At 66.9% G+C, this 25,469-nt stretch carries 24 protein-coding genes; 6 read left to right on the top strand and 18 right to left on the bottom strand.

Annotated elements, in window-relative coordinates:
- Positions 1–30 precede the first annotated feature (30 nt).
- The 4 genes from KW845_RS28600 (at position 31) to KW845_RS28585 (ending at position 5,075) form a co-directional block, all read left to right on the top strand.
- Complete coding sequence (locus KW845_RS28600) at positions 31–1,290, top strand: class I SAM-dependent methyltransferase (protein ID WP_218372797.1); 1,260 nt, start codon at positions 31–33, stop codon at positions 1,288–1,290.
- A gap of 510 nt (positions 1,291–1,800) precedes the next feature.
- Positions 1,801–2,802 carry an ABC transporter substrate-binding protein gene (locus KW845_RS28595; RefSeq protein WP_218372796.1) on the top strand — a complete coding sequence of 334 codons (1,002 nt, stop codon included), beginning with the start codon at positions 1,801–1,803 and terminating at the stop codon, positions 2,800–2,802.
- Positions 2,803–2,967: 165 nt separating this feature from the next.
- Positions 2,968–3,825, top strand: coding sequence for a proline/glycine betaine ABC transporter permease (locus KW845_RS28590; RefSeq protein WP_218372795.1), 858 nt, complete (start codon positions 2,968–2,970; stop codon positions 3,823–3,825).
- On the top strand, positions 3,822–5,075 hold the full coding sequence (locus KW845_RS28585; RefSeq protein ID WP_218372794.1) for a glycine betaine/L-proline ABC transporter ATP-binding protein: 1,254 nt from the start codon (positions 3,822–3,824) through the stop codon (positions 5,073–5,075). The genes KW845_RS28590 and KW845_RS28585 overlap by 4 nt, the downstream gene beginning before the upstream one ends.
- A gap of 74 nt (positions 5,076–5,149) precedes the next feature.
- On the opposite strand, the gene KW845_RS28580 is transcribed toward KW845_RS28585, so the two are convergent.
- The 3 genes from KW845_RS28580 to KW845_RS28570 all read right to left on the bottom strand — a co-directional run bounded on the left by KW845_RS28580 (position 5,150) and on the right by KW845_RS28570 (position 7,920).
- On the bottom strand, positions 5,150–6,121 hold the full coding sequence (locus KW845_RS28580; protein WP_218372793.1) for a tripartite tricarboxylate transporter substrate binding protein: 972 nt from the start codon (positions 6,119–6,121) through the stop codon (positions 5,150–5,152).
- 81 nt (positions 6,122–6,202) lie between these two features.
- Positions 6,203–6,673 carry a MaoC family dehydratase N-terminal domain-containing protein gene (locus KW845_RS28575; protein ID WP_218372792.1) on the bottom strand — a complete coding sequence of 157 codons (471 nt, stop codon included), beginning with the start codon at positions 6,671–6,673 and terminating at the stop codon, positions 6,203–6,205.
- Entirely contained in the window at positions 6,670–7,920 is a 1,251-nt protein-coding gene (locus KW845_RS28570) for a CaiB/BaiF CoA-transferase family protein (protein WP_218372791.1), read from the bottom strand. The genes KW845_RS28575 and KW845_RS28570 overlap by 4 nt, the downstream gene beginning before the upstream one ends.
- Before the next feature lie 70 nt (positions 7,921–7,990).
- Between KW845_RS28570 and KW845_RS28565 the strand changes: the two genes are divergently transcribed.
- Positions 7,991–9,004, top strand: a complete 1,014-nt coding sequence (locus KW845_RS28565) for a LysR family transcriptional regulator (RefSeq protein ID WP_255593019.1) — start codon at positions 7,991–7,993, stop codon at positions 9,002–9,004.
- Here the strand turns inward: KW845_RS28565 and KW845_RS28560 are convergent.
- Both KW845_RS28560 and KW845_RS28555 read right to left on the bottom strand, forming a co-directional pair.
- Positions 8,952–9,731, bottom strand: a complete 780-nt coding sequence (locus KW845_RS28560; protein WP_218372790.1) for an SDR family oxidoreductase — start codon at positions 9,729–9,731, stop codon at positions 8,952–8,954. The genes KW845_RS28565 and KW845_RS28560 overlap by 53 nt on opposite strands.
- A gap of 13 nt (positions 9,732–9,744) precedes the next feature.
- Positions 9,745–11,427, bottom strand: coding sequence for a thiamine pyrophosphate-binding protein (locus tag KW845_RS28555; RefSeq protein ID WP_218372789.1), 1,683 nt, complete (start codon positions 11,425–11,427; stop codon positions 9,745–9,747).
- Between the two features lie 136 nt (positions 11,428–11,563).
- Between KW845_RS28555 and KW845_RS28550 the strand changes: the two genes are divergently transcribed.
- The gene (locus KW845_RS28550; protein ID WP_218372788.1) at positions 11,564–12,457 is read left to right on the top strand and encodes a LysR family transcriptional regulator; all 894 of its coding nucleotides are present in this window, start codon (positions 11,564–11,566) and stop codon (positions 12,455–12,457) included.
- Between the two features lie 127 nt (positions 12,458–12,584).
- On the opposite strand, the gene KW845_RS28545 is transcribed toward KW845_RS28550, so the two are convergent.
- The 13 genes from KW845_RS28545 to KW845_RS28485 form a co-directional block, all read right to left on the bottom strand.
- The gene (locus KW845_RS28545) at positions 12,585–12,959 is read right to left on the bottom strand and encodes a tautomerase family protein (protein ID WP_218372787.1); all 375 of its coding nucleotides are present in this window, start codon (positions 12,957–12,959) and stop codon (positions 12,585–12,587) included.
- A gap of 75 nt (positions 12,960–13,034) precedes the next feature.
- Positions 13,035–13,994: a tripartite tricarboxylate transporter substrate binding protein gene (locus KW845_RS28540; protein ID WP_218372786.1), complete on the bottom strand. Its 960-nt coding sequence runs from the start codon at positions 13,992–13,994 to the stop codon at positions 13,035–13,037.
- A gap of 20 nt (positions 13,995–14,014) precedes the next feature.
- Positions 14,015–15,109, bottom strand: a complete 1,095-nt coding sequence (locus KW845_RS28535) for a mandelate racemase/muconate lactonizing enzyme family protein (protein WP_218372785.1) — start codon at positions 15,107–15,109, stop codon at positions 14,015–14,017.
- Positions 15,106–15,882 carry an ABC transporter ATP-binding protein gene (locus KW845_RS28530; protein ID WP_218372784.1) on the bottom strand — a complete coding sequence of 259 codons (777 nt, stop codon included), beginning with the start codon at positions 15,880–15,882 and terminating at the stop codon, positions 15,106–15,108. The genes KW845_RS28535 and KW845_RS28530 overlap by 4 nt, the downstream gene beginning before the upstream one ends.
- Positions 15,883–15,884: 2 nt before the next feature.
- On the bottom strand, positions 15,885–16,640 hold the full coding sequence (locus tag KW845_RS28525; protein WP_218372783.1) for an ABC transporter ATP-binding protein: 756 nt from the start codon (positions 16,638–16,640) through the stop codon (positions 15,885–15,887).
- On the bottom strand, positions 16,637–17,644 hold the full coding sequence (locus KW845_RS28520; protein ID WP_218372782.1) for a branched-chain amino acid ABC transporter permease: 1,008 nt from the start codon (positions 17,642–17,644) through the stop codon (positions 16,637–16,639). The genes KW845_RS28525 and KW845_RS28520 overlap by 4 nt, the downstream gene beginning before the upstream one ends.
- Complete coding sequence (locus KW845_RS28515; protein WP_218372781.1) at positions 17,641–18,501, bottom strand: branched-chain amino acid ABC transporter permease; 861 nt, start codon at positions 18,499–18,501, stop codon at positions 17,641–17,643. The genes KW845_RS28520 and KW845_RS28515 overlap by 4 nt, the downstream gene beginning before the upstream one ends.
- Before the next feature lie 25 nt (positions 18,502–18,526).
- Positions 18,527–19,717 (bottom strand): ABC transporter substrate-binding protein, encoded by a 1,191-nt coding sequence (locus KW845_RS28510; RefSeq protein WP_218372780.1) that lies wholly within the window; start codon positions 19,715–19,717, stop codon positions 18,527–18,529.
- An 86-nt stretch (positions 19,718–19,803) separates the two neighbouring features.
- Positions 19,804–20,925, bottom strand: coding sequence for a mandelate racemase/muconate lactonizing enzyme family protein (locus tag KW845_RS28505; RefSeq protein WP_218372779.1), 1,122 nt, complete (start codon positions 20,923–20,925; stop codon positions 19,804–19,806).
- Between the two features lie 15 nt (positions 20,926–20,940).
- Positions 20,941–21,921 (bottom strand): quinone oxidoreductase, encoded by a 981-nt coding sequence (locus tag KW845_RS28500; RefSeq protein ID WP_218372833.1) that lies wholly within the window; start codon positions 21,919–21,921, stop codon positions 20,941–20,943.
- The gene (locus KW845_RS28495; protein WP_218372778.1) at positions 21,918–23,132 is read right to left on the bottom strand and encodes a CaiB/BaiF CoA-transferase family protein; all 1,215 of its coding nucleotides are present in this window, start codon (positions 23,130–23,132) and stop codon (positions 21,918–21,920) included. Before KW845_RS28495 ends, KW845_RS28500 begins: the two co-directional genes overlap by 4 nt.
- On the bottom strand, positions 23,129–24,148 hold the full coding sequence (locus KW845_RS28490) for an acyl-CoA dehydrogenase family protein (protein WP_255593018.1): 1,020 nt from the start codon (positions 24,146–24,148) through the stop codon (positions 23,129–23,131). The genes KW845_RS28495 and KW845_RS28490 overlap by 4 nt, the downstream gene beginning before the upstream one ends.
- Positions 24,149–24,156: 8 nt before the next feature.
- Positions 24,157–25,311, bottom strand: coding sequence for an acyl-CoA dehydrogenase family protein (locus KW845_RS28485; RefSeq protein ID WP_218372777.1), 1,155 nt, complete (start codon positions 25,309–25,311; stop codon positions 24,157–24,159).
- Positions 25,312–25,469: the final 158 nt, after the last annotated feature.

Genomic DNA, 25,469 nt, shown 5'->3' with positions numbered 1-25,469 from the left:
GCCGGGTTCTTTTCATGTCGGGGAGAAGCTGTGAATCCTTTGCTGTCTGTTGTAGAACGCAAATTGCAGTCCTTGCCGGTTACCGTGCAAATGGAACTGCCCGATGGAACCGTGGTCGGCCAGGCCGACCCGCAAGTGCGCTTCGTGGCCCGCGACAAGGCCGCCCTGGCGCACTTGGCCGAAGGTGCCGTTGGTGTGCTGGGCCAAGACTACGTCGAAGGCCGCATTGATATACAAGGCAACATGCGCCACGTGATGGAGGCGGCCTCGGCGCTATTGCCCGGGTCGCCGGTCGAAGCCGCCCGCGGAGGCTGGCTGACCGAGCTGGTGCGCAGGGTCATCTCGGTCTGGCGGCACTCCATCGAGCGCGATGCCAAGCAGATCGAGTTCCATTACGACCTGTCCGACGACTTCTATGCCCTGTGGCTGGACCCGCGCCGGGTGTATTCCTGCGCTTATTACCGCACACAAGACATGGACCTGGCGCAGGCGCAAGAGGCCAAGCTGGATCACATCTGCCGCAAGCTGCGCCTGCAGGCCGGCGAGCGTTTCCTGGATGTGGGGGCGGGCTGGGGCGGGCTGCTGCTGTGGGCGGCCGAGAATTACGGGGTGGACGGCACCGGCATCACCCTGTCGCGCAACCAGCATGCCTACGTGAACAAGCTGATCCAGGAAAAAGGCCTGTCGGGCAGGGTGCGCATGGAACTGCTCGATTACCGCAAGCTGGATGAGTCGCAGCCCTACGACAAGCTGGCTTCGGTGGGCATGTTCGAACACGTGGGCAGGGCGCAATTGCCGGGCTACTTTGCCAAGCTGCGCCGCCTGGTCAAGCCGGGCGGGCTGATCATGAACCACGGCATCACCGCCGCCGGGCTGTACAACGGCGAGCTGGGCAGTGGAATGGGCGAGTTCATCGAAAAGTACATTTTCCCCGGCGGCGAACTGACCCACGTCAGCAGCGTGATGGAAGCCGTAACCAACGGCGGGCTGGAAGCCGTGGACGTGGAAAACCTGCGGCCTCATTACGCCCGCACCCTGTGGGCCTGGAGCGATGCGCTCGAGGCCAGGCTGGCCGATGCCACCCTGGTGCTCAAGGGCGAGCAAGGGGCACGGTCGCTGCGTGCCTACCGCCTGTACCTGGCCGGCTGCGCCATGGCGTTCGAGCACGGCTGGATCGCGCTGCACCAGATCCTGGGCACCAGCCCGGCCACCGGCCGGCCCGATGAACTGGACAACCCCGCCGACCTGGCCTATCCGTGGCGGCGCAGCTACATGTATGCCGAGCCTTGAGTGGGTGGTTCACTCATCAGGACGGTGCCAGGCGCTCTTGGGTGCCTGGCACCGGGCATCCCGACACGGAAAAATAGCTGTCCAGGCGGGCAAGATTTGTCTATTAGAAATTAGAAGAAACTAAATATTCCAATATCATGTTGCGCCGCAATACCGCGTGCTGCGGGGCTATGGCGCCCGGGAATTAGTGGTTTCCCTAGGCAATTCTTGGCGGTTTGTATCAAGAATTTTCAGTCTTGTGGTTGGTGGCCGCTGCAAAATCGGCTAAGATGCCGGCTTCTTCATTTAGTTTCATTCAATTTACTGTCAGTCCGTCGTTGGCCATTTTGATCATGCGTCGGGCCTGCTGTCTGAACAAGATCGTCGCCGCTTCCGGCCTCGCGTCTTGCTGCTAGTGTCGGTTTGTATTGGCGGTTCTGCCCGTCTTCCGCACAACCCCCCTTAGCTCCACGGCATAGCACAGCGCGACCCGCTGCCGTTGTGTCCTTGAACCTATGGAGGCAAAATCCAATGCGTTTTACCCCTGTCAAAACCCTGGCCGCCGCGGCGGTGTTTTTTGCGTTTGCCGGCGTCGCCCAAGCGGCCGATGCACCCAAGTGTGAACTGGACCGTCCCGTCAAGTTCGGCGGCATGAACTGGGAATCCAACCTGGTGCTGGTCGATGTCGAGCGTTTCATCATGGAAAAGGGCTACGGCTGCAAGACCGAAACCCTGCCCACCGAGACCCTGCCCGCCCTGGCCGCGCTCGAGCGCGGCGATCTGGACATCAACACCGAGATCTGGCTGAACAGCGTGTCTGATCCGTGGGAAAAAGCCGAGAAGACCGGCAAGGTCAAGCGCATCGGCGACGTGTACATGGGCGGCGAAGCCTGGTTCATTCCGCGCTACACCGCCGAGCGCCTGCCGGAACTGAAGTCGGCCGCCGACCTACCCAAATTCAAGGATGAGTTCAAAGATCCGGAAGAACCCTCGAAGGGCCGGTTCTATGGCTGCCCGGCCGGGTGGGGTTGCGAGGTCGTCAGCACCAACCTGTTCCACGCCTTGAAGCTGGACGATACCTACACGCTGTATTCGCCCGGTACCGGCGCGGCCCAGAAAGCGGCCCTGACCTCGGCCTACAAGCGCAAGCAGAACGTGGTGTTCTATTACTGGTATCCGACGCCGTTGGTAGGGGCGCTGGATCTGGTCAAGCTGGAACTGCCGCCGTACGATGCGGAAAAGCACAAGTGCCTGACCGCGCCCAAGTGCGCCGATCCGCAGCCCAGCGCCTACCCCGAGAACCCCGTGTTCACCGCGGTCAATACCGAGTTTTCGCAGAAAGCGCCCCAACTGACCGAGTTCCTGTCCAAGGTTTCCATCCCGTTGCCTGAAGTCGACAAGACCCTGGCGCACATGGAAGAGTCCGGCGACGATTCTGCCGCCATCGCCCAATGGTTCCTGAAGAACAAGTCCGATGTCTGGACCAAGTGGGTGCCCGCCGAGGTCGCGACGCGCGTCCAGGCCGCGCTGTAAGCAAGCCCTTGCGCCGCGCCGTGCTGCGCGCGGCGCCGGTTTGCCTGGTGCACATCCCGGGCGCGGCCATGGCCGCGCCGCCAGGGGCCCGCGTGTCGAGGGCCATGCGGCTGGCCGCTGTTTGCCCGGCTGCATCGCCCACGGCACGTCCGTAAGGAGTTGCCTATGTTTCCTGAGATTATTCCGCCGCGCGCCGTGCGCGGCGCCATCGACACATTCGTCGATCACCTGGTCACGCGCTATGCCGATACGCTGGAGGCGATGTCGCGACCGTTCCTGGACGTGCTGGTGTGGCTGGAGCATGTGCTGCGCAGCACCCCGTGGTGGGTGGTGGTGGCGGTGACCATCGCCATCGCCTGGGGCGTCAGCCGCCGTATCGGGCTGAGCGTGGCCATGGGCGCGCTGCTGTGCGTGATCGGCTTGCTGGGCCTGTGGGACGCCGGCATGCAGACGCTGGCGCTGATGATCATGGCCGCCGGCCTGTCGGTCATTATCGGCATTCCGGTGGGCGTGCTGATGGCACGCGCCAACTGGCTGCGTTCGATCATGCTGCCGCTGCTGGACATCATGCAAACCATGCCCAGTTTCGTGTACCTGATCCCGGTGGTGATGCTGTTCGGCCTGGGCAAGATCCCGGCCATCATCGCCACGGTGATCTACGCCGTGCCGCCGCTGATCCGCCTGACCGACCTGGGCATCCGCCTGGTCGACCGCGAAGTGCTCGAGGCCTCGCGCGCCTTCGGCGCCACGGCGCGCCAGCAGTTGTTCGGCGTGCAGTTGCCGCTGGCCCTGCCGAACATCATGGCCGGCGTCAACCAGACCACGATGATGGCCTTGTCGATGGTGGTGATCGCCTCGATGATCGGCGCGCGCGGGCTGGGCTATGAAGTGCTGCTGGGCATCAACCGACTGGAAGTGGGCCGCGGCCTGCTGGCCGGCCTGGGCATCGTGGTGCTGGCCGTGCTGTTTGACCGGATCACGCAGTCCTATGGGCACCGCGTACGCAAAGGAGGCCACCGATGAGCAAGATCGAGGTCAAGAACATCTACAAGGTCTTCGGCCCGCACCCCGCCAAGTGGCTGCAGGCCGCCCAGGAAGGCATCAGCAAGGAAGACCTGCTGGCCAAGAGCGGCCACACGCTGGGGCTGCGCGATATCAGCCTGTCGATCGAAGAAGGCAGCATCTACGTGATCATGGGCCTGTCGGGCTCGGGCAAGTCGACGCTGATCCGCCATTTCAACCGGCTGATCGAGCCCAGCGCGGGCCACATCCTGGTCGATGGCGTGGACGTCGTCAGCCTGGGCAAGCGCGAACTGGAGAACTTTCGCCAGAAGAAAATGAGCATGGTGTTCCAGCGCTTCGGGTTGTTTCCGCATCGCTCGGTGCTGGACAACGCCGCCTACGGCCTGACCGTGCAGGGCGTGCCCAAGGCCGAGCGCGAAAAGCGCGCGCTCCACTGGCTGGACCAGGTCGGCCTGAACGGCTTCGAGGCGCAATATCCGCACCAGTTATCCGGCGGCATGCAGCAGCGCGTGGGCCTGGCCCGCGCATTGGCGACCGATGCCGAGATCCTGCTGATGGACGAAGCGTTTTCCGCGCTGGATCCGCTGATCCGCCGCGAAATGCAGGATCACCTGCTGCAGTTGCAGGCCAAGCTGAACAAGACCATCGTGTTCATCACGCACGACCTGGACGAAGCCCTGCGCCTGGGCAACCGCATTGCCATCTTGAAAGACGGCGAACTGGTGCAGGAAGGCACGCCGGAAGACATTCTGCTGAACCCGGCCAACGACTATGTGCAGGCCTTCCTGCAGGACGTCAATCGCACCAAGGTGCTCAACGCGGCCCATGCGGTGAATCCGCCGCGGCTGACGCTGACCATGCGTTCGCGTCCGGCCCATGCGCTGGACCGCATGCGCGCGCTGAGCTTCGAGTATGCCCCGGTGCTCGACGGCAAGCGCCTGGCTGGCGTGCTGACCGCCGAAGCGGCCCAGCGCGCCGTCGATAGCGCAGCCCGCGACGTATCGGCATTCGTGGAAGACCTGGCGTCGGTGCCCGCCACCGCGGGCCTGGACGAAGTGCTGGCCCGCCTGGTGCACAGCGACCAGCCCGTGGCCGTGACCGGCGAGGACGACGAGTTCATCGGCATGCTGTCGCGCAAGAAAGTGGTGGACCTGGTCACGCCCGCCATCATGGACACCGCCCCCGAAGCGGCTTCGGAGGCGGCCGAGCCCGCGCCGGCCGAACCTGCCCAGGCCCAGCCGGCTCCCTAGGCGTTTTGCCAGGTGTCAGGCCCCCTGGCGGGAGTCGGACACCTGGCTTGGCATGTACCGTGCCCCTGTGCGCCTCAGTCCAGCCGGACGTTGGCGGCCTGTACCACGTCGTGCCAACGGCTGATTTCGGCGCGGATGTAGTCGCCGTATTCGCGCGGCGAGGCCCCCAGCGGCTGGGCCCCCTGGGCCGCCAGCTGCTTGAGCACTTGCGGCGATTGCAGTGCCTTGCGGATTTGCATGTTCAGCGCATCGATGACCGCTTGCGGCGTGCCGGCCGGCACGACCATGCCTTGCCAGGCACCCATTTCGAAATCGGGCACCACGGTTTCCGCCAGCGTCGGCGTATCGGGTAATTGCGGGCTGCGTGCCTTGCTGCTGACCGCCAGCGCCTTCAACTTGCCTTCGCGCACGAAACCCAGCGAATCGTTCAGGGTGTTGGTCATGAACTGCACTTGGCCGCCGACCAGGTCGGTCATGGCGGGTGCGCTGCCGCGGTAGGGCACGTGCACCGCCTGCACCCCTACCGAGCGCAGGAACAGCAGGGCGCCCAGGTGGGTGACGTTGCCAGCGCCTGCCGATCCGTACGACAGCTTGCCGGGATGCGCGCGGGCGTAGTCCACGAACTCGCGCACGTTATCGGCCGGCACGGACGGATGGGTCAGCAGCACCAGCGGGATCACCGCAGTGGATGACACGGCCGCGAAATCCTTGACCGGGTCGAACGGCAGGTCGCGGTACAGATTGGGGCTGAGCGCGATGGACGATGTGTTGTAGAGCACCGTATAGCCGTCGGGCTTGGCGGCCGCGGCATACTGCATGCCGATGTTGCCGTTGGCGCCGCCCTTGTTCTCGATCACGAAGGTCTGGCCTGTTTGATCGGCCAATTGCTTGGCCAGCACGCGGGCCACCAGGTCGGTGGGGCCACCGGGCGGGAACGGCACTACCACGGTGACGGGGCGCTCGGGCCAGGCGGCCCGGGCGGACGGGGCGATGGCGGCGCAGGCAAGGGCGGCCAGCGCCGCCAGTACTTTCAGGCTTGTCTTCATGGTGTCTCCTTTTGTCGTTATTGCTCTTGGGCTTGCCTTGGGGGGCTGGCATCCGGCACGCCCGGTGCCGCGCCGGCCTACCTAGCCGGGCCGGCCGGCCAGCATGCGGGTAGCGGTGTAGGTCATGACGGGCGTGCCGTGCTGGTTGCGTACTTCGATGGCCGAACTGACCACGGCGCGGTTGTGCTTGGATGTCGGGCGGATGCCGGTGACTTCCACTTCGGCCCAGACGGTATCGCCGGCCACCACGGGCGCCAGCATTTTCTTGTGCACTTCCAGCAAGGCCAGGCCGGTGCCTTGCACCATGCCCTGCATCAGCAGGCCTTCGATCAGCCCGTAGGTCAGCGCGCCGGGCGCGGGTCGTCCGCGGATGGCGCCGTGTTCGTAGGTGGCATCGATGAAGATGGTTTCCAGCATGCCGGTGACGCTGATGAAGTTGACGATATCGGTCTCGGTGATGGTGCGGCGGAAGGTGCGAAAGCGCTGGCCGACCTGCAGGTCTTGCCAGTAGTAGCCCAGGCCCAGCAGGGCAGGTTGGATGGGATCGGTCATGCGGAGTCCTTGGAAGGCGTGCGTACTGTGGGGTTGGCGTGATCGAGGGCGGCGCCGCTGGCCAGCAGGCGCTCTATCCGGCCGGGGTCCAGCCCGGCCTGCAGCAGGACCTGGCGCGTGTGCTCGCCCAGCCGCGGCGGCATGGCCGGCGCCACGCTTGAACGCTGCAGGCGGACCGGATTGCGCGCGAAGCGATAACGGTGGCCGGCCGCGCTTTGCACGGGCACGAAGAAATCCACGCTGCGCAGGTGCGGATCGTGTTCCAGGTCTTCCAGGCGGTTGACCGGCGCGGCGGGAATTTCCAGGCGCTGGCACAGGGCCAGCCAGTAAGCGGTGTCGTGGCCGGCCACGATGCCGCCGACCTGCTCGTATAGTTCATCGATATGCCGGGTGCGCGCGCCGATGTCGGCAAAGCGCGCGTCGCCGGCCAGCCCGGCGTGGCCGGTCTCGGTGAAGAAGCGCTGCCAATGAGTATCGGTGTACGGCATCATGCACAGCAGGCCGTCGGCCGTCTGGTATGGGCGGCGCCAGGGCGCCAGCACGCGCGGGTAGCCCGCCGGCCCGGGCTTGTCCTGCAGGTGGCGGCCGTAGAAATGTTCCACCAGCAGATACGAGGCCATCGACTCGAACATCGGCACTTCCAGGTGCTGCCCCTGGCCCGTGCGCTCGCGCTGGAACAGCGCGGCCAGGATGGCGTGCGCCGCCACCAGGCCGCAGGTCTTGTCGGCGGCGATCGTGGGCAGGTAACGCGCCGTGCCGCCTTGCCGCTGCGTGATGTCGGCCACCCCGGCCAGGCCCTGCACGATGTCGTCATAGGCCGGCTGGCCGGCATAGGCGCCGCCTTCGCCGAAGCCGTACAGGCCGGCATAGACCAGGCGCGGATTGCGCGCGCACAATGACTGGGGGTCCAGGCCCAGGCGTGCCATCTTGGCGGGCCGCATGCTGTGCATCAGCACGTCGGCGCCATCGACCAGCGCCAGCAGGGCATCGCGCGCGCCGGCTTGCTTGAGGTCCAGCACGATGCTGCGCTTGTTGCGATTGATGCCCAGGAAAATCGCCGCCAGCCCGGCTTCTTGCTGAGGGCCGGTGCGGCGGGTGGAATCGCCTTCAGGCGGCTCGATCTTGATCACGTCGGCGCCGTAGTCGGCCAGGATCTGCGAGGCATAGGGGCCGAACACGATCGATGTCAGGTCCAGCACGCGCACGCCGGCCAGTGCGCTGTTTTCGGGGGCGGGGGCTAGTGTCATGGGCGAATCCTAATCATCCGGTGCATAAGCGTCTAATATGACGTTCATATCGCGTGATATGGAATTTGTTATGGCTGTCGATCTTCGGCAATTGCGTCAATTCGTCACCATTGCCGAGCTCGGCAGCTATCGGCGCGCCGCCGAAGCCCTGCATATTGCCCAGCCCGCCTTGTCGGTGTCCATACAGAAACTGGAACACAGCGTGGGGGTGCTGCTGCTGGAACGCGGCGCCAAGGGGGTGTCGTTGACGCCCGCCGGCGCGGCGCTGATGGCGGATGCGCGACGGGCGCTGTTCCATGCCGACCAGGCGCAGCAGGCGGCCCGCCGCGTCGCGCTGGGTGAACAGGGCAGGCTGCGGCTGGGGTTCGTGGGGTCGGCCACTTATATGCTGCTGCCGCGCTGCCTGCCGGATTTCCGGCGCCGCTATCCCGATGTAGAGCTGGAACTGCGCGAAGACAGCACCGTGCGCCTGGCCGAAATGCTGCGCGCCAATGAAATCGATGCCGGGCTGGTGCGCGGTCCGCTGGCCGAAGATGCCTCGTTGTCGGCCTGGGTGGTCGAGCGCGACAGCCTGATCCTGGCGCTGCCGGCCGCGCATCCGCTGGCTGGTGCGCCCGTGGCGCTGCAGGCGGTGCGCGCCGAGCCGTTCGTGATGTATGCGCCGGACAAAGTGCCTGGCCTGCACGGCGTGGCCCAGGCGCTATGCCGCAAGGCCGGTTTTTCGCCGCGCATCAGCCAGGAAGCCATTCAGGTACAGACGCTGGTCAGCCTGGTGGCCAGCGGCCTGGGCGTGGCGCTGGTGCCGGGCGGGACACGGGCTTATTCCACGCCGCACGTGGCCTTCGTGGACCTGGTCGATGCCGATGCGCGCGACGCGTTGGCCTTGTCGCTGGTGGCGCACCGCGACACTTCGTGCGCGCCCGTCTTGAAGCTGCGCGATGTGATGTTGTCGGCAGGCGACCTGATGGCAAGTCAGCATGGCGAGCTCGTCAATCAGGATTGGGCGAGCCTGCCACACGCTCCGGGGTGCCCTAGAACAGCCCCGGGTATGCGCCGCCATCGATCAGGATGTTCTGGCCAGTGATGTAGCCGGCGCGCGCGCCGCACAGGAAAGCGCAGGCCTCGCCGAATTCGGCCGGGTCGCCGAAGCGGCCGGCCGGGATGGCCTGGGCCTGGCGTTCGGCTTCTTCTTGCAGCGAGATGCCGGCCCGCCGGGCCCGTGCCGTGTTGTTGCTGCGCAGGCGCCCAGTGTCGAACTTGCCGGGCAGCAGATTGTTCAGCGTTACGTTATGACGCGCGATCTGGCGCGCGGCGCCGCCGGCAAAGCCGGACAAGCCCGCGCGTGCGCCATTGGACAGGCACAGGATATCGACCGGCGCCTTGGCGGCCGACGACGTGATATTGACGATGCGGCCGAAGCGGCGCTCGATCATGGGGCCGACGGTCTGGCGGATCATTTCTATCGGCGCCAGCATGTTGGCTTCGATGGCGGCCAGCCAGTCTTCGCGCGCCAGATCACGGAAGTCGCCCGGCGGCGGTCCGCCGGCATTGGTGACCAGGATATCGACCCGGGGCGGCGCGCCCAGCACCTGCTCGCGGCCTTGTGCGGTGGTGACGTCGGCCGGCACCGCAATGACCTGCACGCCGGTCTGTTCCTGTACACGCGCGCAGCTATCGTCGAGATCGGCCCGCGTGCGGGCCGCCATCACCACGTTGACGCCTTCGCGCGCCAAGGCCAGCGCGCAGGCATGGCCCAAACCCTTGCTGGCGCCGCACACGACGGCCCATCGTCCTGCAATACCCAGATCCATGCGTGTGTCCTCGCTAGTGCGCGGCGCTGGCCTGGCGCCGCAGTTGGTCCAGGGTGGCGGCGGGCGTGATGGCTTGCGGATCGACCTGGACTTCGATCAGCGTGGCGCGCCGTTCACGCACCGCGGCGTCGAATGCCGGTGCGAACTGCGCGGTATCGGTCACTGTGACACCATGCAGTCCGAACGAACGCGCATAGCCGGCGAAGTCGGGGTTGGTGAGTTCGGTGCCGATCACGCGCGCAGGGTAGGTTTTTTCCTGGTGCATGCGGATGGTGCCATACATGCCGTTGTTGACCACGATGAATATGATGGGCAGCGCGTAGCGGGCCACCGTGGCCAGCTCTTGCCCGCTCATCAGGAAACAGCCGTCGCCCGCAAAGCAGACGACTTGCCGTTCGGGGTGCACGATTTGCGCGGCAATGGCCGCCGGCACGCCGTAGCCCATGGCGCCGCAAGTGGGGGCAAGCTGCGTGCCGCGGCGGCGATAGGAGAAATAGCGATGCACCCAGATGGCGTAGTTGCCGGCGCCATTGGTGATGATGGCGTCGTCGGCCACCTGGGCGCGCACATGGCGCACGATGTGGCCCATGTTGACCTTGCCGGGCACCTCGGTGACCGCCTGCCATTGCTGGTAGCCGGCCTGCGCGCCGCCCAGCCACGCCGCCCGCGCGGCCGCGTCGCCGGCGGGCAAGCGCGCCGCGGCTGCCGCGAACGCGGCCGGGCCGGCATTGATGGCCAGCGCCGGCCGATACACCCGGCCCAGTTCCTCGGCGCCCGCCAGTACATGCACCATGGGCTTGCCGGGGTCGGGGTTGGCGATCAGCGCGAACCCCTGGGTGGAGGCCTCGCCCAGCCGGGTCCCGACCACCAGCAGGAAGTCGCTGTCGCGCACGCGCTGCGCCAATGCCGGGTTGGGCGCCAGGCTCAGGTCGCCGGCGTAGCAGGGATGATGGTTGTCGATGACGTCCTGGCGGCGGAACGAGCATGCAACCGGCAGGCCGTGCGCTTGCGCGAAGCCGGCGATGTCCTGCGCCGCCTGCTCGGTCCAGCCGCTTCCGCCTACGATCATCATCGGCCGTTCGGCGCGTTCGAGCAGGCCGGCCAGTTGCTGCATCTGGCTGGCATCGGGGGCCGCTTGCACCGGTTGCCAGGGTGGCGAATCGACGGCCTGCACCACGTCGGTCAGCATGTCTTCCGGCAGTGACACGACCACCGGGCCTGGCCGTCCGGCCACCGCAAGCTGGAAGGCATAGCCCACCAGTTCCGGCACGCGCCGGGCATCCTCGATCTGGATCACCCCCTTGGCCAGGCTGCCGAACATCTGCCGGTAGTCCACTTCCTGGAAGGTCTCGCGCTGCGCGGCATCGCGCCCGACCTGGCCGACGAACATGATCATGGGCGTGGAGTCTTGCCGTGCAGTGTGCACACCGGTACTGCCGTGCGTGGCGCCGGGGCCGCGCGTGACAAAACAGATGCCCGGACGCCCGGTGAGCTTGCCGTACGCCTCGGCCATGTTGGCGGCGGCCGCTTCATGCCGGCAGGTAATCACTTGCACCTTGTCGCGATGCTCGTACAGGCCGTCAAGCACTGCCAGGTAGCTTTCGCCGGGCACGCAAAAGACGGTGTCGGTGCCATTGATCGCCAGCGCGTCGGCAAGCAGTTGTCCGCCGGCACGCGGCACGGGGTTCAAGGCCATGGGGTGTCTCCGGTACTTGTTCTATGGCGGCGCAGCGCCGCCGATAAGGCAGAATATTGCGAGCCGGCCAACTGTTCCAATATTATTTTCTGAAAAAACGATACATTCCTGGTATCACCGGTCCGGGGGGAAGACTATGGACTTCAAGCATTTCCAGCAGTTCCTGACACTGGCCGAGACACTGAATTTCCGCCGTGCCGCCGAGAAACTGCACATGGCCCAGCCGCCGCTGTCGGTGTCGATCCGCAAGCTCGAGGCCGAAGTGGGCGTGATGCTATTCACGCGGGGCAAAGACGGCGTCAAGCTCACCGAGAGCGGCGAGGCGGCGCTGGCCGAGGCCAGGCGCGCGCTGTTCCATGCGGCGCAGTTTCGCCAGGCCGCGCGCGCGGCCTCGACGGGCGACTTGGGCACCTTGCGCATCGGCTTCGTGGGGTCGGCCACGCATGAAGTGCTGCCACGCCTGTTGCCGCGCTTTCGCGCGCTGTATCCCGGCGTGGAGCTCGAGCTGCGCGAGGCGATCTCGATCCGCATCATGCAAAGCATCGAGGAAGAAGCCATCGATATCGGCGTGGTGCGCGTGCCGGTGGCGATAGGCTCGAACACGCGCCTGGCCACCTTGTTTACCGAGACCTTCGTGCTGGCCGTGCCCAAGAGCAACCCGCTGGCGCAGCGTGCCACTGTCAGGCTGAAAGACCTGTCCGACGAAGGGTTCATCCTGTATTCGGGCGTGGACGCCCCGGGGCTGCGCACCGCGGCCATCCATGCCTGCCAACTGCGCGGATTCATGCCCCGGGTGACGCAGGAAGCGATCCAGGTGCAAACGGTGCTGAGCCTGGTCGAGGCGGGTTTCGGCGTGGCCCTGGTGCCATCGGTATCGCGCCGCTTCAACAGCCGCCACGTCATCTACAAGAAACTCACCGACTTCCCCGCCAGCGCCTCGATCGGGATATCGCTGGCCTGGAAGCCATCAGCCGAAAGCGCCGCCGTACGTAACTTCCTGGACGTGGCAACCCAGGCATTCAAGGCCTAGCAGGCTTGCCGGGTCTTGCCAGGCCTTGCCAGGTGTCAGGCTCCGCAGGTGCCTGACACCATTGTGTGCAAAGACTGCCTCAGTCGTAGGGTGTCAGGCACCTGCGGAGCCTGACACCTGGGGGCGGCTAGCGTCCTGCCGCCAACGCGGTGATACCGCCGGCGACCCCCATGTCGGTCTTGGGGACGTCGGTGATAATGACGCGGATGTCCTGTCCCGAGATACCGATGCTTTCTTCCACGGCCCGGTTCAGCGCCGCGATCAGCGCGGCTTTTTTCTCGTCGGTGCGGCCTTCGATCAGGCCCACCAGCACCAAGGCCATGGCCTTGCCGATCTCGCCAGCCACGATGACGTGCTCGGGCGCGGCTTCGTTCAGCACAATGCGCACCGACGGCAAGGGTGCCGCGATGCTGTCGACCACCGCCTGCGAACAATTCTTGAGCAGGCTGGTCTTCTGGGCGGCGCTGTGGCCTTGCATGATCTGGACGTTCAGTATGGGCATGGCGGTTCCTCGTAAGAATGGCAGGCCGGCGGCCCGCCGTGGTCTGCGGATGCAGGGCATCATAGCAACCCGCCGCTATTGGGGCTGGATACCCGCGGCGTTGGCCACTTGCTGCCAGCGCTGTTTTTCCTGGCTGATGTACTGGCCGAATTCATCGGGGGTAGAAGGCGCGGGCTCGACCCCCTGGCGTGCGAACTGGGCCTTGACCTCGTCGGTACGCAACGCGCGGGCAATGGCCTGGTTCAGCCTGGCCACCACCGGCGGCGGCGTGCCGGCCGGCGCGACTATGCCTTGCCACGAACTGGCGTTGAAGTCCGGCAGCACGGTTTCCGATACCGTGGGCAGCTCGGGCGCAATGGCCGAACGCGTGCGGGTGGTCAGGGCCAGCGCCTTGACCTTGCCCGCCTTGACCTGGCCGTAAAGCGTCGAGAACGGATCGAACATGACATTGATCTGGCTGCCCAGCAGGGCCTCGATGGCCGGCGCGCTGCCCTTGTAGGGCACATGCGTCATCTTGATGCCGAGCGCGGCGCTGAACGCCTCGGTAACCAGTTGGTAGGACGCGCCCGAGGTGCCGTAGAACAGTTCGCCCGGCTTGGACTTGGCCAGCGCCACCAGCTGTTCCATGCTGGTGGCCGGCGTGTCAGGGCTGACGGCCACGATCAGCGGCTGGATCGCCACCATCGACACGGGCGTGAAGCTGCGCACGGGGTCGTAGCTCATGTCCTTGATCATGGCCGAGTTGATGGCCAGCGTCGAAATATTGCCCATCAGCAAGGTATAGCCGTCCGCATCGGCGCGCGCGACCATGTTGGCGCCGATGATGCCGCTGGCACCCGCGCGGTTTTCCACTACCACGGGCTGGCCCAGGTCGGCCGACAGCCGCGTGGCAACGGCCCGTGCCATCAGGTCGGTGATGCCGCCCGGGGCAAAGGGAGCCACCAGCCGGATCGGGCGCGTCGGATAGTCGTCGGCGTGCGCCGAGGCGCCGGCCAGGGCCAGGCAGGCTGCCAGCAGGGGGATTTTTATTTTCATGGTTGTCTCCGTTGCGTTGTTCAGATCCGGTAGCGCGCAATCACCTCGGGATCGGGGTCGCAGCCCAGCCCGGGGCCTTGCGGAATGGCGACCTCGCCGTCCGGGCCGGGCAGGCCCGTCGCGCCGAACAGGCCTGATTCGAGCTGTACGCCGAATATCTCGATGCCGCCGATGTGCGCATACACCCCTGCCATTTGCAGCGTGGCCAGCAGCCCGGGGCCGAAGTAGGGCGAATGCGGTGCCACCGCGCGGCCATGCGCGCGGGCCAGCTCGGCCACGGCGCGGAATTCGGTAATGCCGCCCACCTTGGTGATGCTGGGCTGGAAGTAGTCCAGTGCGCCGGACTCGGCCAGCGGCTGGAAGGCCCAGGCGTTGCCGACGTTCTCGCCGGCCGCCAGCGGGATGCGTGCTTCGCGCTGCAGGCGCGCCAGGCCTGCCACGTCTTCGGGCGGCCAGACGGGTTCTTCCAGCCATTTGAGACCGTAGGGCTCAAGCCGGTGCGCCATGCGCAGCGCCTCGTCGGCCGGCCAGGCGCAATTGACATCGAGCATCAGCTCGACGTCCGTGCCCAGCGCCTGGCGCGCTGCCGCCACTGCGGGCACTGTGATCTCGTGCAGCTTCAGCCTGCGAAAGCCGCGTTCAAGCGCGCGTTCGCAAGCGGTGGCCACGGTTGCCGGCTCGTGCAGCCGCATCAGGCTGGTGTAGGCCGTTACCGAGCGGCGCGAGCCCGCGCCCAGCAGGCCGCACACCGGCATGCCGGCGCGTTTGCCGGCCAGGTCCCACAAGGCGATATCCAGGCCCGACAGCGCATACATCACGGGGCCGTTGCGGCCGAAGATGTGCAGCGGCCGCTTCAGGTCTTCCATCAGCTGCAAGATATCGCCGGCCTCGCGGCCGATGGCCAGCGGGCTGACGATTTTCTCCAGCGCGGCCACGGTGGCGGGAATGGCGTTGTAGCCGAATGCCTCGCCCCAGCCCACCAGGCCGTCATCGGTGCTGACCTTGACCAGCAAGTAATTGAGCTTGGACCACACCGTGCCGCCGAAGCCGGTGGGCGGCCCGTCGTGGCGATACGGAATAGAGACGACGATGGGTTCGATGGCGGTGATCTTCATGTTGCGGCTCCGGGATGGGACGACGGCGTGGCTCGGCCGCCCAGGTAAATGCGCTGGATCAGCTCGCCGGCCTGCACCTCGGCGGGCGTGCCCGCGCCGCCGATATGGCCGGTCTCGACCAGGTAGCAGTAATCGGCGAAGCGCAAGGCTTCCTTGACCAGTTGTTCGACCAGCAGCACGGCCATGCCGCTGCGCGTTAGGTCCTTGGCCACTGTCAGGATGCGGTCCACGACCATGGGCGCCAGGCCGCCGGAAGGTTCGTCCAGGATCAGCAGGGCGGGTTCGGCGATCACGCCCTGGGCCACGGCCAGGATCTGCTGCTGCCCGCCGCTCAGGCGCGAGGCCGGCTGCAGGCGCTTTTCCGCCAGTTCGGGAAACAGGTCGTAGATGCGCGGCAGGCGGGCGCGGTCGCCGTGCCGGCAGGAGGCGTAGGTGGCCAGCAGCAGGTTGTCTTCCACCGTCAGGCCGGTAAAGACGCGATGTCCTTCCAGCACGACGTTGATGCCGGCCCGCACCGTGGTGCGGGCATCGGCGGCGGTGATGTCGCGGCCCTTGAACATCACGCGGCCGGCGCGCTTGGGGATCAGGCCGGCCAGGGCGTGCAGCATCGAGGTCTTGCCGGCGCCGTTGCGGCCCAGCATGACCACGAATTCGCCCTGGTGTACGCGCAGGTCCACGCCATGCACGACCTGTGCCTTGCCGTAGGCCACTTGCAGGCCCGAGACGTCCAGCAACACGGGGGCCGAAGCATGCACATGTTGAGGGTTCTGCATGGTCAGGCTCCCAGGTAGACTCGGATGACTTCGGCGTTGTCGCGGACTTCGCCCGGCGTGCCCTGGGCGATCATGCGGCCCAGGTTCAGCGTGGTGACGCGGTCGCACAGCCGGAACACGAAGTCGGTATGGTGTTCCACGATCAGCACACCCAGGCCGGCCTGGCGCAAGGTGCCCACGATCTGGGCCAGTTGCTCGATCTCGTGTTCGGTCAGCCCGCCGGCCGGCTCGTCCAGCAAGATGAAGCGCGGCCGCATTGCCAGCCCGCGCGCGATTTCCAGGAAGCGCTGTTCGGCATGGTCCAGCATGTTGGCGGGCCTGTCGGCCACGCGTTCCAGGCCGACGCCGCACAGCATTTCGTAGGCCAGGTCGCGCGCTTCGCGTTCGCGCCGGCGCATGGCGGGCAGCGACAGCGCGGTGCGGATGAAGCCCGCATTGCTGTGCTTCCAACTGCCCAGCATGACGTTCTGCCAGGCGCTCAGGCTGCCCAGCAGGCGCGGCTTCTGGAAGGTGCGCGCGATGCCTTGCAGCGCGCGCCGCTGTACCGAGGCCTGGGTGATGGGCGCATCGTCGAGCAGCAGCGCGCCGCCATCAATGGGGTAGTAGCCGGACAACAAGTTCAGCAAGGTGGTCTTGCCGCTGCCGTTGGGGCCGATCAGGCCATGGATTTCCCCTTCGGCCAGCGTCAGGGTGACGGCATCGACCGCGGTGATACCGCCGAATCGCTTGGTAACGCCATTGGCGCAGAGCTGGCTCATGATGGGCGTCCTTCGCGGATGGCGGCCGCCAGGCGCGGCAAGTCGGGCGTCACCACGTGTTTCTCGGGCTTGCGCGGCGCGAACTTGTCGCGCAGCACGCGCACGATGCTGCCGATGCCCTCGGGTACCAGCAGCACCACCAGCAGCAGCAAGATGCCGTAGAACAGCTGCCCCCAGCGCGCCAGCGGTGCCACCAGTTCGGGCAGGGCGGCCAGCACGATGGTGCCCACGAAAGGCCCCATGATGACGCCGCGCCCGCCGATCACGATGCACACAAAGAAAAACAGGCTCAGCTCGAAGACAAAGGTCTCGGGGGTGATGTAGCTTTGCAGCGAGGCGAACAGCGCGCCTGCAATGCCCGCCGTTACGCCGCTGAACGTAAAGACCGCCAGCTTCACGCGAAACACCGGGATGCCGACCGCGGCGGCGGTCACCGTGCTGTCGCGCAGGGCGATCATGGCCCGGCCCCACGAATAGCGGGCCAGGTTCCACACTAGCCAACTGACGACGCCGGCCACGGCCGCCACCAGCCAGTACAGGCCGGCCGGGCTGTCGAATGGCGAATCGAACGAGGCCACGCTCAGGCCCGCGCCGCCACCGGTCAATTCGTCGCGGGCCAGCGAGAACTCGGTCACCATCAGGGCAAAGGCCATGGTCGCCATGGCGAAATAGAAGCCGGGCAACCGCAGCGAAGGCAGGCCCAGCAAGAAGCCGCAGGCCCCGCACAGCACGGCCGAGGCCACCATGGCGGCCCAGGGGCTGGCTTCGTAGTGTCCGGTAAGAATGGCGAAGGTATAGGCGCCGATCGCCAGCAGGCCGACGTGTCCGATGGACAGCAGGCCGGTGTACCCCACCACCAGGTTGAGACTGGCGATCAGGATCCAGTAGGTGCCTATCAGGGTGGCCACGTGCAACTGGTACGGATTGCCGGCCCAGAAAGGCAGCGCGGCCAGCGCCAGCACGCCGACGGCCAGGGGCCAGTGGAAGGTCTGTTTGGTTTTCATACTTGGCGCACCTGCTTGTTGCCGAACAAGCCTTCCGGCTTGATCAAGAGAAAGACCATGAGCAGGCCTACCGCGATGGTCTGCTGGTATTCCCCGCCGAAGAAGTAGGTGGCGAAGGTGCTGAGCAGGCCCAGTGTCAGGCCGCCCACAATGGCCCCCACGTTGCTGCCCAGCCCCCCGGCCGCCAGGGCGATGAAACCGTACAGCGTCAGCGTCAGCCCCAGCGCGAAGAAAGCGAACGTGAGCTGCCCGGCGGCAAAACCCACCAGGCCGCCCAGCAGGCCCGCCAGGCCGTACGAGAATGCGCGCACGCGTTCGGTCGAGATGCCGCGTGCACGGGCGGCGTAGGCGTCTTCGGCCACGGCCAGGAACACCTTGCCGAACAGCGTGCGCCGGTAGAACAGGTCCAGCCCCAGGGCCAGCAGCGCGACGCAGCCGATCGGCAGCCAATATTTCTGGTCCCAGATGCCGGCGGTGAAGTCCTGGGGGATCAGGCGCGGGAAAGCACGCGGCTCGGTGCCCCACCACAGCCCCACCGCCTGCTGCACGATGGTGGCCAGGGCCAGGGTGCTGAGCAGCCACAGGTGCTCGTCGGAACGCGCCAGGATGCGGCGGATGGCCACGGCCTCGGTGACCAGGCCGAACACGACGGCAGCCGCCACCGCGCCGGCCAGCCCGACGACGATGGGCAGGCCCAGGTCGCCGATCAGCCAGGCACCGACAATGCTGCTCAGCATGAACAGGTGGCCCGTGGTGATGCTGAGCACCTTGGAGGTGGAATACATCACGTTGTAGGCCAGCGCGGCCGCTGCGTAGAGCGCGCCGATGGCCAGGCCGGTCACGAGAACGGTCAGCATGGAAAGAACTCCTCTGGATGCCGTGTCAGCGGGGGGCGAGCTCGAAGCTGCCGTCCTTGAACGTGTTGGCGCGGTTCACCACCATGGCCGAGTCGGGAAAGCCGTCGTGGTCGTCGGCGGTCCAGGTGTAGTCGGCGTAGACGCCGGGCATGTCGCGCGTGCCTTCCAGCGTCTTGCGGAAGGCCTGCGCATCGGTGCCGCCGGTCTGCTTGACGGCGTGCTCGATGATCTTGACCGTGTCGTAGCCCAGCGCCACCCACCAGAACGTGAAGTCGATCTTGCCGCCCAGCTTGGGCCGGATGGCGTCCATCAGGGCCTGGGTGCGCTCGGGCAGCTTGCCGTTGGCGTCATACGTGGTGCTGGCATAACCGGCCGCGTAGGTGTGGTCCCAGTACGAAGGCTTGTTCAGCAGGTCGCGGATCGGCAGCCCCATGAGCGCCGGGTGGCCGACCACGGGCACGTCCCATTGCAGGTCGCCGCGCGCATTCAGGATGCGGGCCAGCAGCCCGGTGGCGGCCGACCAGGGCATGATGACGTCGGCGCCCGCGTCGCGTGCCTTCTGGATTTCGTCGTTGACGCTGGTCTTGTTGGGGTCGATCAGCACGGAATAAACGGGCTTGATGCCGGCGTCTTCGAGCAGCGCGGCGGCGCGCTTGGCCGACGAGGCGCCGTAGCCGGTGGTGTCGCCGATCACGGCCACCTTCTTGTGCTTCAGCGTTTCCAGGGCATATTTGTTGGCCGAGGTGATCCATTGCTCGTTAGTGTTGATCACGCGGAAGGCCAGCGGATACTTCTTTGGATCGGTCAGGGTATCCACCGTGCCGATGATCAGGTTGGGGATGCCGGCCCGCGCCAGGATGGGCACCGTGGCCAGCGACTCGCCCGAGTTCACCGGGCCGATCACGTAGGCGACCTTGTCCTCGTAGGCCAGCTGCTTGGCGTAGTTGACCGCCTTGGTGGGGTCGCCCGCGGTATCGCGCGTCAGCAGCTCCAGCTTGCGGCCATTGATGCCGCCGGCCTTGTTGATTTCTTCCACGGCGAACTGCACGCCCTGGTTCTCGGCGATGGCGGCCGACGATAGCGGGCCGGTCAGCGAGGAAAGCCAGCCGATGCGGATCGGCTCGCCTTGTGCGTCGGCCGCATGGGCGGGCAAGGTGCCCGCCACCAGAGCGGACAGGCAAAACAGGGGTGCTGCGAGTTTCTTGATCGGGTTCATGATTGTCTCCGTATGTTCTACCCACTTCGGGCGAGTGGGGTGTGACGGCAATGCGGCCGTGCCCGCGTGGGCAGGCCCATCCACGCTTAGCTGCCGCCGGCTGCGCGTGCTGAAACCAGGTAGGGGTCGATGCGATCCCAGTCGAACGTGAAGCCCGCGCCGGGGCGATCGGGCACGGCGACGCAGCCATCGGCCTCGACCACCATGCGTTCGTGGAACAGCGGTTCGAACCAGGGCATGTGTTCGGCCCAGGTGGCATTGCCGGCCGCCGCCACGATGTGCAGACTGTGTTCGGTGAAGATGTGCGGCGCCACCGGCAGGTCGTGTGCCGCCAGATAGCGCACCGCCTTCAGCATCTCGGTATAGCCGCCCATGCGCTGCAGATCGGGCATGAACACGCCGGCGGCGCGCTCGCGTGCCATGCGGCGGATGCCGTAGCGCGTATATTCGGTTTCGCCGCTGGCGATGGGCATGGGCAGGCGGCGCACGATTTCCGCGGCGCTGTCGTCGTCCCAGGTGGGCACGGGTTCTTCGAACCAGGCCAGATCGAAGCGTGCCAGTTCGCGGCCCAACCGCAGGGCGCGAGTCAGGTCCAGGCCCTGGTTGGCATCGGCCATCAGGGTGACCTGATCGCCGATCGCATCGCGCACCGCTTCCACGCGGGCAATGTCTTCTTTCCAGTCGGGCGAACCCAGGCGCATCTTCATGGCCTTGAAGCCCTGGGCCAGGAACTGGCCTGCTTCGTGGCGCAATTCCTCGCGGCTGGACGACAGCCACAGGCCGGCGCTGGCATAGACCGGCACGCGGCTGCGATGTGCGCCGAACAGCTTGTACAGCGGCCGTCCGGCCAGCTTGCCGACGATGTCCCAGCACGCGATGTCGATCGGGTTGTAGGCCAGTATCGACACCCCGCTCTGGCCATAGAAGTTGCAGCTGCGCAGGAAGTCGGTCCAAAGGGCTTCCATGTCGTGCGGGTCGCGTCCCACCACCAGCGGGGCGAGCGACTGCGTGAACTGGGCGATGGCCTCGAGCCGCTGCGCATTGAAGCAGAAGCCATAGCCTTCGCCGGTGATCCCGGCATCGGTTTCCACCGAGACCAGCAGGCAGCAGACATCGGCGATTTCATGGATCGATGTTTTCAGCGGGCGCGGCAGGGGTATTCTGGCAAGCCGGGTATGCAGGGCGGTGATGCGTACAGCGTTCGACATGGGGTCTCTCCGGATTCAGGGAATGAGGACGGCGGCCGCGATACTGCGTTTTTCCAGCGCCGCGTGGGCGCGCGCGGCCTGTGCCAGCGAGTAGTGGCGCGGAATATGCGCATTCAGTGCCTTGGCGCGCATGTGCCGGAAAAGCTCGGACGCCGCGGCAAGCAGGCGTGCCGGTGTATTCATGTAGGCCGCCAGGCTGGTGCGTGTCAGGTACAGCGACTTTTTCTGCAAGGCCGATAGCGCCACGCCGGTGACCGGGCCCGACGCATCGCCAAAACTGAGCAGCAGCCCGCGCGGTTGCAGGCTGTCGAGCGAGGCCTGCCAGGTGTCGCGGCCCACGTCGTCGTAGACAGCCGCCACGCCTGCGTCGCCGGTCAGGGCCATGACACGCGCGGCCACGTCTTCATGGCGCGTATCGATGGTGCGCCAGGCGCCGTGTTCGCGCGCCAGCGCGCCGCGCGCGCTGTCGCCGACCGTGCCGATAAGCCGCACGCCAAGCAGGCGTGCCCACTGGCAGGCAATCAGGCCCACGCCGCTGGCCGCGCCATGGAACAGCACGGTTTCGCCGGCCTGCAGCCGATAGGCTTGGCGGAACAGGTATTGCACAGTCAGGCCCTTGAACAAGATGGCCATGGCCGAGTCGAAGCCGACGTCGGCCGGCAGCTTGATGATGTGGCACGCGGGCAGATTGCGAGACTGGGCATAGGCGCCCAGCGGGCCGGTGGCGTAGGCCACGCGGTCGCCGGGCCGCAACCCGGCCACGCCCGCGCCCACGGATTCGATCACCCCCGCGCCTTCGAAGCCCAGGCCATGGGGCAGGGCATGCGGGTAGAGGCCGCTGCGGTAATACAGGTCGATGAAGTTGATGCCCACGGCGCGATGCGCCACCGTTACCTCGCCTGCCGCCGGCGCGGGCAGGGCGCTGTCGACTACCCGCAAGACTTCCGGGCCGCCATGCGCATCGAGGACCACGGTCTGGTTCATATCGCTTTTCAGGCCACGGCGCCGGCATCGCGCCAGCCCTGGATTTCAACGGCGGTGGCGCCCAGCACCTGCGCCAGGACGTCGGCGGTATGCTCGCCCAGGCGCGGCGGCGCAACGGGCTCGCGGGGCGGCGTGCCGCGCAAGTGCAGGGGCGAGCGCATCAGGCGCACGCTGCCATGCACCTTGTCCGGCGTGTCGGCCAGCAGGCCGCGCGCGGCGACCTCGGGGGCATCCAGGGCCTGTGGCACGGTGCGCACGGGGCCGGCGGGTATGCCGGCGGCGCGGATACGCGCCAGCCAATGGGCGCTGGATCGGACCAGGAAAATATCTTGCAGCCCGGGCACCAGCGTGTCGCGGTTCAACGCGCGGGCCCGGCTGGTGCGATAGCGTTCGTCTGCGGCCCAATGCGGCCGGTCGAGCGCCGTGCACAGCGCGGCGAACTGCGCATCGTTGCCCACGCCCAGCGCGAACGCGCCGTCGGCCGTGGCGAATATCTGGTAGGGCACCACCGTGGGGTGCCCGTTGCCGAAGCGCTGCGGCTCGTGGCCGGCTGCCAGGTAGCCCGAGCCCACGTTGGCCAGCACACTGACGGCGCTGTCTAGCAGCGCCAGGTCGATCAGTTGCCCCTGGCCCGTTTTGCCGCGCGCCAGCAAGGCCGCCAGGATGGCCTGCGTGGCATTCATGCCGGTGACCAGGTCGGTGATGGCCACGCCCAGCTTCATCGGCGCGCCCTCGGGTTCGCCGGTGATGGACATCAGGCCGCTTTCGGCCTGGATCACGAAGTCGTAGCCGGGTTCAGCCGCGCGGGGCCCGGTGCGGCCATAGCCCGAGATCGAGCAGTAAATCAGGCCGGGATGGGCTTGCGACAAGGTGTCGTAGTCCAGCCCGAACTTGGCCAGCGCGCCCAGGCGGTAGTTTTCCACCAGCACATCGGCTTGCGCGGCCAATCTGCGCACCAGGGCGCGGCCTTCGGGGTGGCGCAGGTCGACCGCCAGCGAGCGCTTGCTGCGGTTGGTGCACATGAAATACGTAGACTCGCCGCCTACGTCGGGCGGGGTCCAGCCGCGGGTGTCGTCGCCTTGGCCCGGGGCTTCGATTTTCCATACATCGGCGCCCAGGTCGGCCAGGGTCTGGGTGCACCACGGGCCGGCCAGCACGCGGCTCAGGTCGAGCACGCGCACGCCGGCCAACGCCAGGGAGCGGGATGGGTCGGATACGCTCATTCGATCACCGCGTACAGATGCAAGCGCACAAAATCGAGCGCCGATTGTTCGCCGGCGGCCAGGGCGTGGGCGCCAACGCGAGCGTTCCAGTGCAGTTCGCTGCCGGTGCAGCGGCGCCATTCGCGCAGCCGGCGCGTGTGGCATTGCAAATCGTATTCGGCCGTGACGCCGATGGCGCCGTGCACCGCGTGGGCGATGTCGGCGGCGCGCGCCACTGCCGCGCTGGCCCGCGCCTTGCCTTGCGCGGCCAGCAGCGGTTGGGGCATCCAGCTTGCGCTCTGGTACGCCAGCTGGGCGGCCGTGCGCACGGCCCACACCTGCTCGGCCAGCACGCTGATCTGTTGCTGCACCGCCTGGAAGCGGCCGATGGGCTTGCCGAATTGCGTGCGCTGGTTCGCATATTCCACGGTCAGGTCCAGGATGCGTTCCAGGGCACCGGCGATGATGCCCGCATAGGCCACGGCGGCAAGGTCCGCCACCGCGACGTCAGCCATCTTGGCAAGCGCCGCCGCATTCACGGTGGCCGCGGGCCAGTGCAGGTCGGCATCCAGGCAGCCGTGGCCGCCCGACGCTACCGACCGGGCGCCCGCGATGGGCAGCAGCCGGGCGCCGCCCGGCACGGCGGCCAATACCCATTCGGCGGCGCGGGCGGCACCCACCGCATGGGCATCGATGCCGTCGGCATCGATGCGTATCGCCGATGGCGCCAGGGCAATCGGGCCCGGCGGCGGCGTGTGGCCCGCGGCGTGCAGCCAGGCACGCGCGAGCAGGGTCTGCATGACCGGCGCGCCCACGGCATGCCAGCCCACCGCCTGCGCCAGCGGCGCAATATCGGCCAGGCGCAGCCCGGCGCCGTCCGCGTCTTCGGGTACCAGCGCGTCCAGGAAGCCGGAGTCTTCGACGGCTTGCCAGGCGGCCTGGGGTGCTTGCCCGCGCTCGACGGCGCGCAGCACGTCAGTGGGGTAGGCCTGCGCGAACAGGCGGCGGGCGGTGTCGCCGAACAAGGTGTCCATCATGTTCCTTCTTATCTGAGGCCCAGGCCGCGGGCGATGATGCCGCGCAGGATCTCGCGCGTGCCGCCGCGCAGCGAGAATGTGGGGCTGACTTGCTCTACATAGGCCAGCGTGCGCACCAGTTCGGGCGGCGCGGGCCGTTCGGGCGCCTGGCCCAATGCCTGCGCGACCAGGTCGGGAATGCGTTGTTCGAGTTCGGTGCCCAGGTCCTTGACCAGGGCGGCCTCGGTGGCGGGGCTGAGCCCGCGCGCCAGTTGGCCGGCCACCGCCAGCGACATGGCACGCAAGGTGGCCAGCTGGGTCAGGATATCGCCCAGTGCCGCGCGGGTCTGCGCATCGTCGATATTCGCGGCGCGGCAATGGGCCAGCCAGCATTCCACCAGCGCCATGCTGGAATAAATGCGTTCGGGGCCGCTGCGCTCGAAGGCCAGTTCGGCATTGACCTGCTGCCAGCCGTCGCCCTCGGTGCCGACCAGGGCTTGCGCATCGAGCGCGACATTGTCGAAGAACACTTCCGAAAAATGCGCATCGCCAGCCAGGTCTTCGATGGGCCGCACGGTGATACCGGGCAGGGACAGGTCGATGATCATCTGCGACAGGCCCTGGTGCCGGTCGGCCGCCGTGCCCGAGGTGCGCACCAGCGCAATCATGTAGTGCGAGCGATGCGCGTTGGTGGTCCAGATCTTGCTGCCGTTGAGCAGCCAGCCGCCGCCCTCGCGCGGTTCGGCGCGGGTGCGGATGCTGGCCAGGTCGGAACCGGAATTGGGTTCGCTCATGCCGATGCAGAAGAAGGCTTCGGCGCGGCAGATGCGGGGCAGGTAGAACCGGCGTTGCGCCTCGGTGCCGTATTTCAGGATCAGCGGCGCGCTCTGGCGATCGGCGATCCAGTGCGCCGATACCGGTGCGCCCGCGCACAGCAACTCTTCGGACAGCACGAAGCGTGCGAAATGGCCGCGCGCCGCGCCACCGTATTCGCGCGGCAGCGTCATGCCCAGCCAGCCGCGCGCGGCCAGCGCGCGGCTGAAATCGGCATCGAAGCCCATCCATGAGCGCGCCCGCCGGTCGGCGGGCACACCTGCCAGGGTGTCGGCCAGGAATGCGCGTATGTCGGTGCGCAGCGCCTCGTCTTCGGCGGGGATGGCGGTCAGCTCAAGGGTATCGATCATGTCTCCGTCTACCTTCTCTTTGCGATGGACTATCCCCCCTGGGACTGAAACCTGTCTAATATTTTTTTTTGGCTTGTCCATACTGTTTTCGTATCAGCCTGGCGTATCGTCCCTGGGCCGGGTGCCGCCGCCATGGCAGCGCAAGCGCATGCGCGGCA

The sequence above is a fragment of the Bordetella sp. BOR01 genome, from assembly GCF_019218885.1.
In the GTDB taxonomy this organism is placed as follows: Bacteria; Pseudomonadota; Gammaproteobacteria; order Burkholderiales; family Burkholderiaceae_B; genus Bordetella_A.
The sequence above is the reverse complement of the archived record's forward strand: the minus strand, read 5'-3'. Positions and strand labels throughout refer to the sequence as shown.